This window comes from Pseudomonas sp. MF6394 (genome assembly GCF_002018845.1).
Lineage (GTDB): Bacteria > Pseudomonadota > Gammaproteobacteria > Pseudomonadales > Pseudomonadaceae > Aquipseudomonas > Aquipseudomonas lactis.
In genome coordinates, this window is sequence record NZ_MVOJ01000002.1 from 216142 (window position 1) to 228250 (window position 12109).

Annotated in this window: 13 protein-coding genes; 10 read left to right on the forward strand and 3 right to left on the reverse strand. The window is 58.7% G+C overall.

The genetic code is table 11. The annotated features are described in order from the left end of the window. Positions 1–73 precede the first annotated feature (73 nt). Positions 74–511: a YhcB family protein gene (locus tag MF6394_RS03675; protein WP_032893585.1), complete on the reverse strand. Its 438-nt coding sequence runs from the start codon at positions 509–511 to the stop codon at positions 74–76. A 146-nt stretch (positions 512–657) separates the two neighbouring features. On the opposite strand from MF6394_RS03675, the gene MF6394_RS03680 reads away from it, so the two are divergent. The 3 genes from MF6394_RS03680 to zapE all read left to right on the forward strand — a co-directional run bounded on the left by MF6394_RS03680 (position 658) and on the right by zapE (position 3833). Continuing rightward, entirely contained in the window at positions 658–1287 is a 630-nt protein-coding gene (locus MF6394_RS03680; RefSeq protein WP_003188497.1) for an alpha/beta hydrolase, read from the forward strand. 16 nt (positions 1288–1303) lie between these two features. Next, positions 1304–2659 (forward strand): tryptophan--tRNA ligase, encoded by a 1356-nt coding sequence (locus tag MF6394_RS03685; RefSeq protein ID WP_078466197.1) that lies wholly within the window; start codon positions 1304–1306, stop codon positions 2657–2659. A 79-nt stretch (positions 2660–2738) separates the two neighbouring features. Then, the gene (gene zapE / locus MF6394_RS03690) at positions 2739–3833 is read left to right on the forward strand and encodes a cell division protein ZapE (protein ID WP_032893582.1); all 1095 of its coding nucleotides are present in this window, start codon (positions 2739–2741) and stop codon (positions 3831–3833) included. Positions 3834–3964: 131 nt separating this feature from the next. Here zapE and MF6394_RS03695 read toward each other — a convergent pair whose 3' ends face one another. After that, positions 3965–4885 (reverse strand): GlxA family transcriptional regulator, encoded by a 921-nt coding sequence (locus tag MF6394_RS03695; RefSeq protein ID WP_169855855.1) that lies wholly within the window; start codon positions 4883–4885, stop codon positions 3965–3967. 220 nt (positions 4886–5105) lie between these two features. On the opposite strand from MF6394_RS03695, the gene MF6394_RS03700 reads away from it, so the two are divergent. After that, positions 5106–6242 (forward strand): acyl-CoA dehydrogenase family protein, encoded by a 1137-nt coding sequence (locus MF6394_RS03700; protein ID WP_078466198.1) that lies wholly within the window; start codon positions 5106–5108, stop codon positions 6240–6242. 113 nt (positions 6243–6355) lie between these two features. On the opposite strand, the gene MF6394_RS03705 is transcribed toward MF6394_RS03700, so the two are convergent. Beyond that, positions 6356–7396, reverse strand: a complete 1041-nt coding sequence (locus MF6394_RS03705; RefSeq protein WP_044271587.1) for an NADP(H)-dependent aldo-keto reductase — start codon at positions 7394–7396, stop codon at positions 6356–6358. Between the two features lie 250 nt (positions 7397–7646). Between MF6394_RS03705 and rplM the strand changes: the two genes are divergently transcribed. From rplM to MF6394_RS03735, 6 genes are all read left to right on the forward strand, one after another. Beyond that, on the forward strand, positions 7647–8075 hold the full coding sequence (gene rplM / locus MF6394_RS03710) for a 50S ribosomal protein L13 (protein WP_003188508.1): 429 nt from the start codon (positions 7647–7649) through the stop codon (positions 8073–8075). Positions 8076–8089: 14 nt separating this feature from the next. Next, positions 8090–8482 (forward strand): 30S ribosomal protein S9, encoded by a 393-nt coding sequence (gene rpsI, locus MF6394_RS03715; RefSeq protein ID WP_002555064.1) that lies wholly within the window; start codon positions 8090–8092, stop codon positions 8480–8482. 266 nt (positions 8483–8748) lie between these two features. Further along, positions 8749–9342 carry a ubiquinol-cytochrome c reductase iron-sulfur subunit gene (gene petA / locus MF6394_RS03720; protein ID WP_003188524.1) on the forward strand — a complete coding sequence of 198 codons (594 nt, stop codon included), beginning with the start codon at positions 8749–8751 and terminating at the stop codon, positions 9340–9342. Next, on the forward strand, positions 9342–10553 hold the full coding sequence (locus MF6394_RS03725) for a cytochrome b (RefSeq protein ID WP_003188526.1): 1212 nt from the start codon (positions 9342–9344) through the stop codon (positions 10551–10553). Before petA ends, MF6394_RS03725 begins: the two co-directional genes overlap by 1 nt. Further along, on the forward strand, positions 10553–11332 hold the full coding sequence (locus tag MF6394_RS03730; protein WP_044271591.1) for a cytochrome c1: 780 nt from the start codon (positions 10553–10555) through the stop codon (positions 11330–11332). The genes MF6394_RS03725 and MF6394_RS03730 overlap by 1 nt, the downstream gene beginning before the upstream one ends. A gap of 148 nt (positions 11333–11480) precedes the next feature. Continuing rightward, on the forward strand, positions 11481–12098 hold the full coding sequence (locus tag MF6394_RS03735) for a glutathione S-transferase N-terminal domain-containing protein (protein ID WP_003188529.1): 618 nt from the start codon (positions 11481–11483) through the stop codon (positions 12096–12098). Positions 12099–12109: the final 11 nt, after the last annotated feature.

The window sequence follows — 12109 nt, forward strand, 5'->3', positions numbered from 1 at the left end:
TTGGCATGGAAATGAGACAAAAAAGCCCGGCTGATCATCGATCAGCCGGGCTTTTTTATTGCTCGAAGATGACTTACTTCTTCAAGCCGTAATGCTCATCCAACATGCCTGGAGCGTTCGGCGTTTTGGGCGCGTAGTCCCGTGGTGGCTCCTGGTTTTCCCGTGGCGGGGTCAGGCGTTCCCGTGGGGGTTGCGGTGCATCGGAATGCAGCGCGGCCAGCAGGCGCTGGCGGGTGATGTCGTCGAGGGCCAGGCGGTTAGCGCCATCGGCGAGGTGATCCTGTACTTCCTGGTAGCTCTGGGTGAGCTTCTTGACCAGGGTCGCGGTGCTGTTGAAGTGGGTAACAACCTCGTTCTGATAACTGTCAAAACGTTCCTGAATGTCATCCAGCTGACGCTGCGTGCGGTTAGGCGCGGCATTCGGCAGCAGGCGGGCAACCAGGAAACCAATGGCGACACCGGCAACCAGGGCAAGAGTCGGCAACAACCAAACTAAGAGCGAGTGTTCCACGAGTCCTTCCTCTATAAACGGCTTTGCTTTACGTTAACGGCTCAAACCTGCGCTGTATACCGCGATTAAGCTCGCAATGATGCCATGCACAGACTTTTAGCTAGACGAGTCGACCCCTTGAGAGGTCACGGAGTTCATCCTTGCTCATGCGTGAAACCCCCGTTTTGATCGATGGCCCGGTGGGCCAATTGGAAGCCTTGTACCTGGATCACCCCGAACCACGTGGCCTGGCGCTGGTTTGCCACCCTAACCCGGTGCAGGGCGGGACCATGCTCAATAAAGTCGTATCGACCTTGCAACGCACCGCCCGCGACGCGGGTTTGATTACTTTGCGTTTCAATTACCGGGGCGTCGGTGCCAGTGCCGGTACTCACGATATGGCCAGCGGTGAAGTTGACGATGCTGAAGCGGCCGCCACCTGGTTGCGGGAAAAGCACCCGGACCTGCCGATCACCTTGCTGGGTTTTTCCTTCGGCGGTTACGTGGCTGCCAGCCTCGGCGGGCGTTTGGAAGCCAAGGGCGAGAAGCTCGCACACCTGTTCATGGTGGCTGCGGCGGTGATGCGCCTGGGCGAGTCGGACGTGCTGCCCCAAGGCTGCCCGTTGACCCTGATCCAGCCGGAAACCGATGAAGTTGTGGACCCGCAACTCGTCTACGCCTGGTCCGCCGCCCTGAAACGCCCCCATGAGCTGCTGAAAGTGGCAGAATGCGGACACTTTTTTCATGGCAAGCTGACCGATCTCAAGGATCTGGTGCTGCCACGTCTTTCGAATTGATGACAAGCGATCACCCATGACGACCCGTACCCGTATCCTCACCGGCATCACCACCACCGGCACGCCGCACCTGGGCAACTACGCCGGTGCGATTCGCCCGGCGATCCTCGCCAGCGAAGACGCGAATGCCGATTCCTTCTACTTCCTGGCCGACTACCACGCCCTGATCAAATGCGATGACCCGCAGCGCATCCAGCGCTCGCGCATGGAAATCGCCGCGACCTGGCTGGCCGGTGGCCTGGATGTGAACCGGGTAACGTTCTACCGCCAGTCGGACATCCCGGAAATTCCGGAGCTGACCTGGCTGCTCACCTGCGTTGCCGCCAAGGGCCTGCTCAACCGCGCCCATGCCTACAAGGCCTCGGTGGACAAGAACGTCGAAAACGGTGAAGACCCGGATGCAGGCATCAGCATGGGCCTGTACAGCTACCCGGTGCTGATGGCGGCGGACATCCTGATGTTCAACGCGCACAAGGTGCCGGTGGGCCGCGACCAGATCCAGCACGTGGAAATGGCCCGCGACATCGGCCAGCGCTTCAACCACCTGTTCGGCAACGGTAAAGAATTCTTCACCATGCCCGAAGCGCTGATCGAAGAAAGCGTGGCCACCTTGCCGGGCCTGGATGGCCGCAAGATGTCCAAGAGCTACGACAACACCATCCCGTTGTTCACCAGCGCCAAGGACATGAAGGACGCGATCTCGCGGATCGTCACCGACTCCCGCGCCCCAGGCGAAGCCAAGGACCCGGACAATTCGCACCTGTTCACCCTGTACCAGGCGTTCGCGACCAAGGCCCAGGAAGCCGAATTCCGTGGCCAGTTGTTAGAAGGCCTGGGCTGGGGCGAGGCGAAGAACCGTCTGTTCCAACTGCTCGACGGCCAGCTGGGCGAAGCGCGCGAGCGTTACCACCAACTGATGTCGCGCCCATCGGACATGGAAGACCTGCTGCAGGTCGGCGCCAAGAAGGCCCGCGCTGTGGCGGCACCGTTCCTGGCCGAGCTGCGTGAAGCGGTGGGCCTGCGTTCGTTCGTCAACCAGGCGGCGGCGCCAGTCGCTACCAAGAAGAAAGCGGCAAAGGCTGCGCGGTTTGTGAGCTTCCGTGAAGCTGACGGCAGCTTCCGCTTCCGCCTGCTGGCCGCTGATGGCGAGCAACTGCTGCTGTCGCGCAACTTTGCCGATGGCAAAGCGGCCGGCGCGGTGACCAAGCAACTGCAAAGTGGTGATGCGCTGGACGTACGCGCCGAGGCTTTGAACTTCAGCGTATGGCTGGATGGCGCCGCAGTCGCTGACAGCGCCGAGTACGCCGACCAAGCTTCGCGTGACGCGGCCATCGAAGCCTTGCGCGCTGCGTTAGCCCCAATCGAGGATTAACCCGACCAAGGGTTGATTGCCATTATCCGGGGCCGTCGTTACAGTGTCGGCCCGTTTTTGTTGCCTTGCTAACGAAATTATGACGCCCCTAGAACGATATCAAGCTGATCTGAAACGCCCCGAGTTCTTCCACGACGCGGCACAGGAAAATGCCGTGCGTCATTTGCAGCGCTTGTACGAGGACCTCGTGGCCGCGTCGCAAAGCAAGCCAGGGATGTTCAGCAAGCTGTTTGGCAAAAAAGACCACACGCCGGTCAAGGGCCTGTATTTCTGGGGCGGCGTGGGCCGGGGCAAGACTTACCTGGTAGACACCTTCTTTGAAGCGCTGCCGTTCAAGGAAAAGGTACGTACGCACTTCCACCGCTTCATGAAGCGCGTGCACGAAGAGATGAAGACCCTGCCGGGCGAGAAAAACCCGCTGACCATCATTGCCAAGCGTTTCTCCCAAGAGGCACGGGTGATCTGCTTCGATGAGTTCTTCGTCTCCGACATTACCGACGCCATGATCCTTGGCACGCTGATGGAAGAACTGTTCAAAAACGGTGTGACCCTGGTGGCCACGTCGAACATCGTGCCCGATGGCCTGTACAAGGATGGCCTGCAACGTGCGCGCTTCCTGCCGGCCATTGCGCTGATCAAGCAGAACACCGATATCGTCAACGTCGACAGCGGCGTCGACTACCGCCTGCGTCACTTGGAGCAAGCCGAGCTGTTCCACTTCCCGCTCAACGAAGCCGCACACGAAAGCCTGAAGAAAAGCTTCCGTGCGCTGACACCGGAATGCACCCAGGCGGTGGAAAACGACAAGCTGATGATCGAGAACCGCGAGATCATCGCGCTGCGCACCTGCGATGACGTGGCCTGGTTCGATTTCCGCCAACTGTGCGATGGGCCGCGTAGCCAGAACGACTACATCGAGCTGGGCAAGATTTTCCACGCCGTGATCTTGAGTGGTGTGGAGCAGATGGGCGTGACCACCGACGATATCGCGCGACGGTTTATCAACATGGTCGATGAGTTCTACGACCGTAACGTCAAGCTGATCATCTCGGCGGAAGTCGAACTCAAGGACCTCTATACCGGCGGCCGCTTGAACTTCGAATTCCAGCGCACCCTGAGCCGCCTGCTGGAAATGCAGTCCCACGAGTTCCTGTCGCGCGGGCACAAGCCTTAAGCACGCTATAAGTCAAATGTGGGAGCGGGCTTGCTCGCGAATGAGATCTGTCAGTTGATGAATAAGTCGACTGACAGTCCGCATTCGCGAGCAAGCCCGCTCCCACACTTTTTTACCGCGTTCAGCCTGGGTCAGGCGGCTTGCTGGAATTGCTGCCTGTACTGGTTGGGCGACAACTCCGTGTGCTGCCTGAACAACCGCGCAAAGAAACTCGCATCGTCGTAACCCACCTCATAACTGATGGTCTTGATGCTCTTGCGGCTGCCCGAGAGCAGGCCCTTGGCGGTCTCGATGCGCAGGCGTTGCAGGTAATGCAGCGGCTTGTCACCGGTGGCGGTCTGGAAGCGGCGCATGAAGTTGCGGATGCTCATGCCGTGTTCCCGGGCGACGTCTTCAAAGCGGAACTTGTCGGCAAAGTGCTCTTCAAGCCAATGCTGGATCTGCAGGATGATCACATCCTGATGCAGCTTCTGCCCGCCAAACCCGATCCGCCCCGGTGAATAGTTGCGCTGCACCTCATAGAGAATGTCGCGGGCCACCGCCTGGGCGATGTTGGCGCCGCAGAAGCGTTCGATCAGGTAGATATAAAGGTCGCAGGCCGAGGTGGTGCCGCCGGCGCAATACAGGTTGTCGGCGTCTGTGAGGTGCTTGTCCTGATTGAGCTGCACCTTGGGGAAGCGCTCGCTGAAGGCATTGAAGAAGCGCCAGTAGGTGGTCGCCTCCTTGCCATCGAGCAGCCCGGCTTCGGCCAGCCAGAACACCCCGGTGGCCTCGCCGCACAGCACAGCCCCGCGGGCGTGTTGTTCGCGCAGCCACGGCAGCACCTGGGGGTAGCGGGTGCACAACACATCGAAGTCGTCCCAGAAGGCCGGCAGCACGATGATGTCGGCGTCTTCGAGACCGCCGTCCACCGGCATGATCACATCGCTGAAGCTGCGCACGGACTGGCCGTCGGGGCTGACCAGGCGCGTTTCGAACCCTGGGGTCAGGCCCAGGCCTTGCTGTTTGCCATGGCGCAGGCTGGCGAGATGGAAGAAATCCTTGGCTTGCATGAGGGTGGAAGCGAATACCCGATCAATGGCCAAAATGCTGACGCGCCGCAACGGCGTGGAGATTTGGTTAGACATAATTTCATTTATTCTTATAGGGGAAAGTGGTCACCAGACGGCTGGATCGTCTTATTTTTTGTCGCATGTGTCCAGTGTCCCGTGACGCCTTCGGGGCATAGGCTCTGTGGGCTCGTCCTTGTCCGACAATCCACACAGGTGACCCATGATCCCCAGAACCTTGTTCAGCTCGGAGCACGAACTCTTCCGTGAGAGCGTGCGGACCTTCCTCGAAAATCACGCCGTGCCCTTCCATGGGCAATGGGAAAAGCAGGGCTATATCGACCGTAACCTGTGGAACCAGGCGGGGGAGGCGGGCATGTTGTGTTCCCACCTGCCAGAGGAATATGGCGGCCTGGGCGCGGATTTTCTCTACAGCGCGGTGGTGATCGAAGAGGTCAGCCGCCTGGGTTTGACCGGCATCGGCTTTTCCCTGCATTCGGATATCGTCGCGCCGTACATCCTGCATTACGGCAGTGAAGCGCTGAAGCACAAGTACCTGCCCAAATTGATCTCCGGGGAGATGGTCACGGCCATTGCCATGACCGAGCCGGGCGCTGGTTCCGACTTGCAAGGGGTCAAGACCACCGCGGTGCTGGACGGTGATGAGTACGTGATCAACGGCTCCAAGACCTTTATCACCAATGGCTACATGGCCGATCTGGTGATCGTCGTTGCCAAGACCGACCCCAAGGCCGGCGCCAAGGGCACCAGCCTGTTCCTGGTGGAAGCCGATACGCCGGGCTTCGACAAGGGCAAGCGCCTGGAGAAAGTCGGCATGAAGGCCCAGGACACCTCGGAGCTGTTCTTCCAGGACGTGCGCGTGCCCAAGGAAAACCTGCTGGGCCAGGCGGGCATGGGCTTTGCCTACCTGATGCAGGAGCTGCCGCAAGAACGCCTGACTGTTGCAATTGGCGCACTGTCCTCAGCCGAAGCGGCGTTGCAGTGGACCCTGGACTACACCCGTGAGCGCAAGGCGTTCGGCAAGGCGATTGCCGATTTCCAGAACACCCGCTTCAAGCTGGCGGAGATGGCTACCGAGATTCAGATCGGCCGTGTTTTTGTGGACAAGTGCATGGCTATGCACCTGGACGGCAAGCTGGACGTGCCTACCGCAGCGATGGCCAAGTACTGGGCCACGGACCTGCAATGCAAGGTGCTCGATGAGTGCGTGCAGTTGCATGGCGGTTACGGGTTCATGTGGGAATACCCGATTGCCCGGGCCTGGGCGGATGCGCGGGTGCAGCGCATTTATGCGGGGACCAATGAGATCATGAAGGAGATTATTGCGCGGGCGCTTTGATTGTCTGGTGCTCTTGATGGCCTCATCGCAGGCAAGCCAGCTCCCACATTTGACGGTATTCACAGATCAAAATGTGGGAGCTGGCTTGCCTGCGATAGCGGTCTAAGGATCAATCAAGGTGCTGGGTTTGGATGATCCTTCTGAATCGCCTCAATCCCTTCCAACACTTCTTTGGACAATTTCAGATCGGCACTGGCGATGTTGCTGTCCAACTGTTCCAGCGTCGTGGCCCCAATAATATTGCTGGTCACAAATGGCTGCTGTGTCACAAAGGCCAGCGCCATCTGCGCCGGGTCCAGGCCATGTTCCCGCGCAAGAGCCACATAGCGGCTGCACGCCGCTTCCGACTGCGGGTTGAAGTAACGGCTGAAGCGGCTGTACTCGGTCAGGCGCGCCTTGGCCGGGCGTGCGCCATTCTCGTACTTGCCACTGAGCATGCCGAACGCCAAAGGCGAATAGGCCAGCAAGCCGCATTGTTCACGAATGGCAACCTCCGCCAGGCCCACTTCAAAGCTGCGGTTGAGCAGGTTGTAGGGGTTCTGGATCGACACTGCACGCGGCCAGCCGCGGGCTTCGGCCAGGGCGAGGAACTTCATGGTGCCCCACGGCGTTTCGTTGGACAGGCCAATGTGGCGGATCTTGCCGGCCTTCACTTGTTCGTCCAGGGCTTCGAGCGTTTCCTCCAGTGGGGTGAGGTCGTCTTCGTCCTTGTGCTTGTAGCTCAACTGGCCGAAGAAGTTGGTGCTGCGCTCCGGCCAGTGCAGTTGGTAGAGGTCGATCCAGTCGGTCTGCAGGCGCTTGAGGCTGGCGTCGAGGGCTGCGCCAATGTGCTTGCGGTTGTGGCGCAGGTAGCCATCGCGGATATAGTCGATGGTGTTGCCGGGGCCGGCGATCTTGCTGGCAAGCACCCAGTCGGCGCGGTCGCCACGGCTTTTGAAGTAGTTGCCAATGTAGCGTTCGGTGGTGGCGTAGGTGTCGGCCTTGGGCGGTACCGGGTACATTTCTGCGGTGTCGAGGAAGTTGATCCCCGCGGCCTTGGCCCGTTCGATCTGCGCGAAGGCCTCTGCCTCGCTGTTCTGCTCGCCCCAGGTCATGGTGCCCAACGCGATCGCGCTGACATTCAGATCGGTGCGGCCCAGCTGTCGGTAATCCATCGGGTACTCCTTCGGGGGAAAACAATCATAAAAGCAGGTTGAATTTTTTTTCGCAATCTGCATAATTGCCCACCTCTTTCTGCAGTGGAAGTGATGCGCCGCCTGCCGAAGAATCTTGCCGTTGAACGGACGCGCCGACCCGAGCCCCCGATAGCGTCTGTATCCGGCTGCCTTTGACCTTGTCAAAGTACGCACTATTCAGTAAGATCCGCCGTCTAAATTTACAGGCGGCCCCTGAGGCTATTAAAGAATGACAACTTTTACTGCAAAACCGGAAACAGTTCAGCGCGACTGGTTTGTCGTCGACGCCGCTGGTCAGACCCTGGGTCGTCTGGCCACTGAAGTCGCCAGCCGTCTGCGTGGCAAGCACAAGCCTGAATACACCCCGCACGTTGATACCGGCGACTACATCGTCATCATCAACGCTGAGCAGGTTCGTGTAACCGGCAACAAAGCAAGCGACAAAATGTACTACCGTCACTCCGGTTTCCCAGGCGGTATCAAGTCTTCCAACTTCGAAGGCCTGATTGCCAAGAAGCCTGAAGCCCCGATCGAAATCGCGGTCAAAGGCATGCTGCCTAAGGGCCCACTGGGTCGCGATATGTTTCGCAAGCTGAAAGTCTATGCGGGCGCTGTACACCCTCATGCTGCTCAGCAGCCCCAAGAACTGAAGTTTTAACGGAATAGTTCATTATGTCGGCGACTCAAAATTACGGCACTGGCCGTCGCAAAACCGCAACCGCACGCGTTTTCCTGCGTCCGGGCACTGGTAACATCTCGATCAACAACCGCTCCCTGGACAACTTCTTCGGTCGCGAAACTGCCCGCATGGTAGTTCGTCAGCCGCTGGAATTGACCGAGACCGTTGAAAAGTTCGACATCTACGTCACCGTTATCGGTGGCGGTGTAAGTGGTCAAGCTGGCGCAATCCGCCACGGTATCACTCGCGCTCTGATGCAGTACGACGAAACCCTGCGTGGCGCTCTGCGCAAAGCTGGCTTCGTGACTCGCGATGCTCGTGAAGTTGAACGTAAGAAAGTCGGTCTGCGTAAAGCGCGTAAGCGTCCGCAGTACTCGAAGCGTTAATTCGCTTTACGTTCTACAAAAACGCCCAGCCTCCTTACGGAGCTGGGCGTTTTTTATTGCCTGCGATTTATGCACATTTTTCGCCGTGACAACTTGCCACATCCGTAGACCCCCTATACTACAAGGCCTGGAGGCGGAGCTCCGGGCAATTCCCTTGTCATACGTGGGGCTTTTCATTACCATCCGTCAAAATTTTTATAAGTAAAGATTCAACACTTAGTAGACGCCTGATTTAACAGGCCAAAAAGCTGATGGGAGAGGACTGAATGAGCAATGACGGCGTGAATGCAGGCCGGCGTCGCTTCTTGGTAGCAGCCACATCCGTGGTGGGTGCTGCAGGAGCGGTGGGGGCTGCGGTCCCGTTCGTGGGGTCATGGTTTCCCAGTGCCAAGGCGAAAGCCGCAGGTGCACCGGTGAAGGTGAATGTCAGCAAGATCGAGCCAGGCCAGCAGATGATTGCTGAATGGCGCGGCCAGCCGGTTTTCATTGTTCGTCGTACCGAGGAAATCCTGGGGAATTTGAAGAAGATCGAAGGCCAGTTATCTGACCCGACATCCGAAAAGTCCGACCAGCCCGCCTACGCCAAGAACGAAGCGCGTTCGATCAAGCCAGAGATTCTGCTGCTGGTTGGTCTGTGTACCCACCTGGGTTGCTCACCTACCTTCCGCCCGGAAGTGGCGCCTGTCGACTTGGGCAAAGACTGGGTCGGCGGTTATTTCTGCCCGTGCCACGGTTCCCACTATGACCTCGCTGGCCGCGTTTACAAATCCCAGCCCGCGCCCCTGAACCTGCCGGTTCCTCCTCACAATTACGAATCTGACGACATCATTGTCATTGGCCTCGACAAGGAGAACGCGTGATGAGCAAGTTCATGGATTGGGTGGATGCGCGCTTCCCCGCCACTAAAATGTGGGAAGACCATCTCAGCAAATATTACGCGCCGAAAAACTTCAACTTCTTCTACTTCTTCGGCTCCCTGGCCCTGTTGGTGCTGGTCAACCAAATCGTCACTGGCGTGTGGTTGACGATGAGCTACACGCCGTCGGCGGAAGAAGCGTTTGCTTCTGTCGAATACATCATGCGTGACGTCGAGTACGGCTCGATCCTGCGCCTGCTGCACTCCACCGGCGCGTCGGCGTTCTTTATCGTCGTCTACCTGCACATGTTCCGCGGCCTGCTCTACGGCTCGTACCAGAAGCCTCGTGAGCTGGTGTGGGTCTTCGGCATGTTGATCTATCTGGCGCTGATGGCCGAAGCGTTCATGGGCTACCTGCTGCCTTGGGGCCAGATGTCGTACTGGGGGGCCCAGGTGATCATCTCGCTGTTCGGCGCAATCCCGGTGATCGGCAACGACCTGACCCAGTGGATTCGTGGTGACTACCTGATCTCCGGCATCACCCTGAACCGCTTCTTCGCCTTGCACGTGGTGGCCTTGCCGATCGTGATCTTGGGCTTGGTAGTACTGCACATCCTGGCGCTGCACGAAGTGGGTTCCAACAACCCGGATGGCGTGGACATCAAGAAGCACAAGGACGAGAACGGCATCCCGCTGGATGGCATTCCGTTCCACCCGTACTACACCGTGAAAGACATTGTCGGCGTAGTGGTGTTCCTGTTCGTGTTCTGCTCGATCGTGTTCTTTTTCCCGGAGATGGGCGGTTATTTCCTGGAGAAGCCTAACTTCGAACAGGCCAACGCCTTCAAGACACCTGAGCACATTGCCCCGGTCTGGTACTTCACGCCGTTCTACGCGATCTTGCGCGCGATCCCCGACAAACTCATGGGCGTGATCGCCATGGGCGCGGCCATCGCGGTGCTGTTCGTGCTGCCTTGGCTCGACCGTAGCCCGGTCAAGTCGATGCGCTACAAAGGCTGGCTGAGCAAGATCTGGCTGTGGGTGTTTTGCATTTCGTTCGTGATCCTGGGTGTGTTGGGCGTATTGGCGCCTACCCCTGAGCGGACGTTGCTGTCGCAGGTCTGCACCTTCCTGTACTTCGCCTACTTTATTCTGATGCCGTTCTATACCCGGCTCGAGAAGACCAAACCGGTTCCGGAAAGGGTGACTGGCTGATGAAAAAATTACTCGTTGCATTCGTGCTTGCGGCGCTGCCGCTACTGTCCTTCGCTGCCGAGCATGGCGCGGAGTTGGAAAAAGTCGATATCGATGTGTCTGACAAAGCCGCCATGCAGGATGGGCTGCGTACATTCACCAACTACTGCATGGGGTGCCACAGCGCCAAGTTCCAACGGTATGAGCGCGTTGCCGATGACCTGGGCATTCCCCATGAAGTGATGCTCAGCCACGCGGTGTTCACGGGTGCCAAGATCGGCGACCACATGAACATCGGCATGCAGCCGGCCGACGCCAAGACCTGGTTCGGCGCCGCACCGCCCGACCTCACCCTGGTGGCCCGGGTACGCGGTACCGACTGGCTCTACGGTTACCTCAAGTCCTTCTACGAAGACCCTGCGCGCCCCTATGGCGTGAACAACAAAGTCTTCCCGAACGTCGGCATGCCGAACGTTCTGGTCGGCCTGCAGGGGCGCCAAGTGGTAGGATGCAAGCAGGTTCAGGTCGTTGAAAACGGCAAGAAGCAATATGATCCGTTGACCGGCACGCCGCTGACCCATGAAGCGTGCGATCAACTGACCATCGTGCCCAAGACCGGTACGCTGAACGAAGAGCAGTTCGACGAGAAGGTCAAGAACCTGGTGACCTTCCTGGCCTACTCGGCCAACCCGGTCAAACTGCAGCATCAGCGCATTGGTACCTACGTCTTGCTGTACCTGGCTTTCTTCTTCGTATTCGCTTATTTGCTCAAGCGTGAATACTGGAAGGATGTGCATTGATCCAACCGTAAGCAATTGCTGTTAATCTTGCGCGCCCAGCGGCATCTCTGAACACGTAGCGCCGGTTTGAACCGGTCGTTACAGGGATGCTTTCTGGGCGCGCTCGTTTTTGAGCTTTCGATAATTTCAACAAGCGAGGAGGACCGCCATGGGCGTGACCAACCGGTTGGCCTGTTACTCCGACCCCGCCGACCACTATTCCCACCGAGTACGCATCGTGCTCGCAGAGAAGGGTGTCAGCGCCGAGATCATCAGTGTGGAGGCGGGCCGTCAGCCGCCGAAGCTGATCGAAGTGAACCCTTACGGCAGCTTGCCCACCCTGGTCGATCGTGACCTGGCGTTGTGGGAGTCGACCGTGGTGATGGAATACCTGGATGAGCGTTACCCTCATCCGCCTTTGCTGCCGGTGTACCCGGTGGCGCGTGCCAACAGCCGCCTGCTGATCCATCGGATCCAGCGTGACTGGTGCGGGTTGGTGGATGTGATCCTGGATTCGCGTTCCAAAGAAGCCGCTCGTGTGCAGGCGCGCAAGGAATTGCGCGAGAGCCTGACCGGCGTTTCGCCGTTGTTCGCCGATAAACCTTTTTTCCTCAGTGAGGAACAAAGCTTGGTGGATTGCTGCCTATTACCCATACTCTGGCGCTTGCCGATTCTGGGCATTGAACTGCCACGGCCGGCCAAGCCGTTGCTTGATTACATGGAGCGCCAGTTTGCGCGTGAGGCTTTCCAGGCGAGTCTGTCTGGCGCCGAACGCGATATGCGCTAAGGCTTAAGGAG

Excerpts from the sequence above, each read along its gene's own strand:
- MF6394_RS03680 (WP_003188497.1), top strand. The coding sequence starts at position 658 with ATGCGTGAAACCCCCGTTTTGATCGATGGCCCGGTGGGCCAATTGGAA.
- MF6394_RS03695 (WP_169855855.1), bottom strand. The coding sequence starts at position 4,885 with ATGCAAGCCAAGGATTTCTTCCATCTCGCCAGCCTGCGCCATGGCAAA.
- MF6394_RS03705 (WP_044271587.1), bottom strand. The coding sequence starts at position 7,396 with ATGGATTACCGACAGCTGGGCCGCACCGATCTGAATGTCAGCGCGATC.
- rpsI (WP_002555064.1), top strand. The coding sequence starts at position 8,090 with ATGTCGGCGACTCAAAATTACGGCACTGGCCGTCGCAAAACCGCAACC.
- rplM (WP_003188508.1), top strand. The coding sequence starts at position 7,647 with ATGACAACTTTTACTGCAAAACCGGAAACAGTTCAGCGCGACTGGTTT.
- zapE (WP_032893582.1), top strand. The coding sequence starts at position 2,739 with ATGACGCCCCTAGAACGATATCAAGCTGATCTGAAACGCCCCGAGTTC.
- MF6394_RS03725 (WP_003188526.1), top strand. The coding sequence starts at position 9,342 with ATGAGCAAGTTCATGGATTGGGTGGATGCGCGCTTCCCCGCCACTAAA.
- MF6394_RS03735 (WP_003188529.1), top strand. The coding sequence starts at position 11,481 with ATGGGCGTGACCAACCGGTTGGCCTGTTACTCCGACCCCGCCGACCAC.
- MF6394_RS03700 (WP_078466198.1), top strand. The coding sequence starts at position 5,106 with ATGATCCCCAGAACCTTGTTCAGCTCGGAGCACGAACTCTTCCGTGAG.
- MF6394_RS03685 (WP_078466197.1), top strand. The coding sequence starts at position 1,304 with ATGACGACCCGTACCCGTATCCTCACCGGCATCACCACCACCGGCACG.
- petA (WP_003188524.1), top strand. The coding sequence starts at position 8,749 with ATGAGCAATGACGGCGTGAATGCAGGCCGGCGTCGCTTCTTGGTAGCA.
- MF6394_RS03730 (WP_044271591.1), top strand. The coding sequence starts at position 10,553 with ATGAAAAAATTACTCGTTGCATTCGTGCTTGCGGCGCTGCCGCTACTG.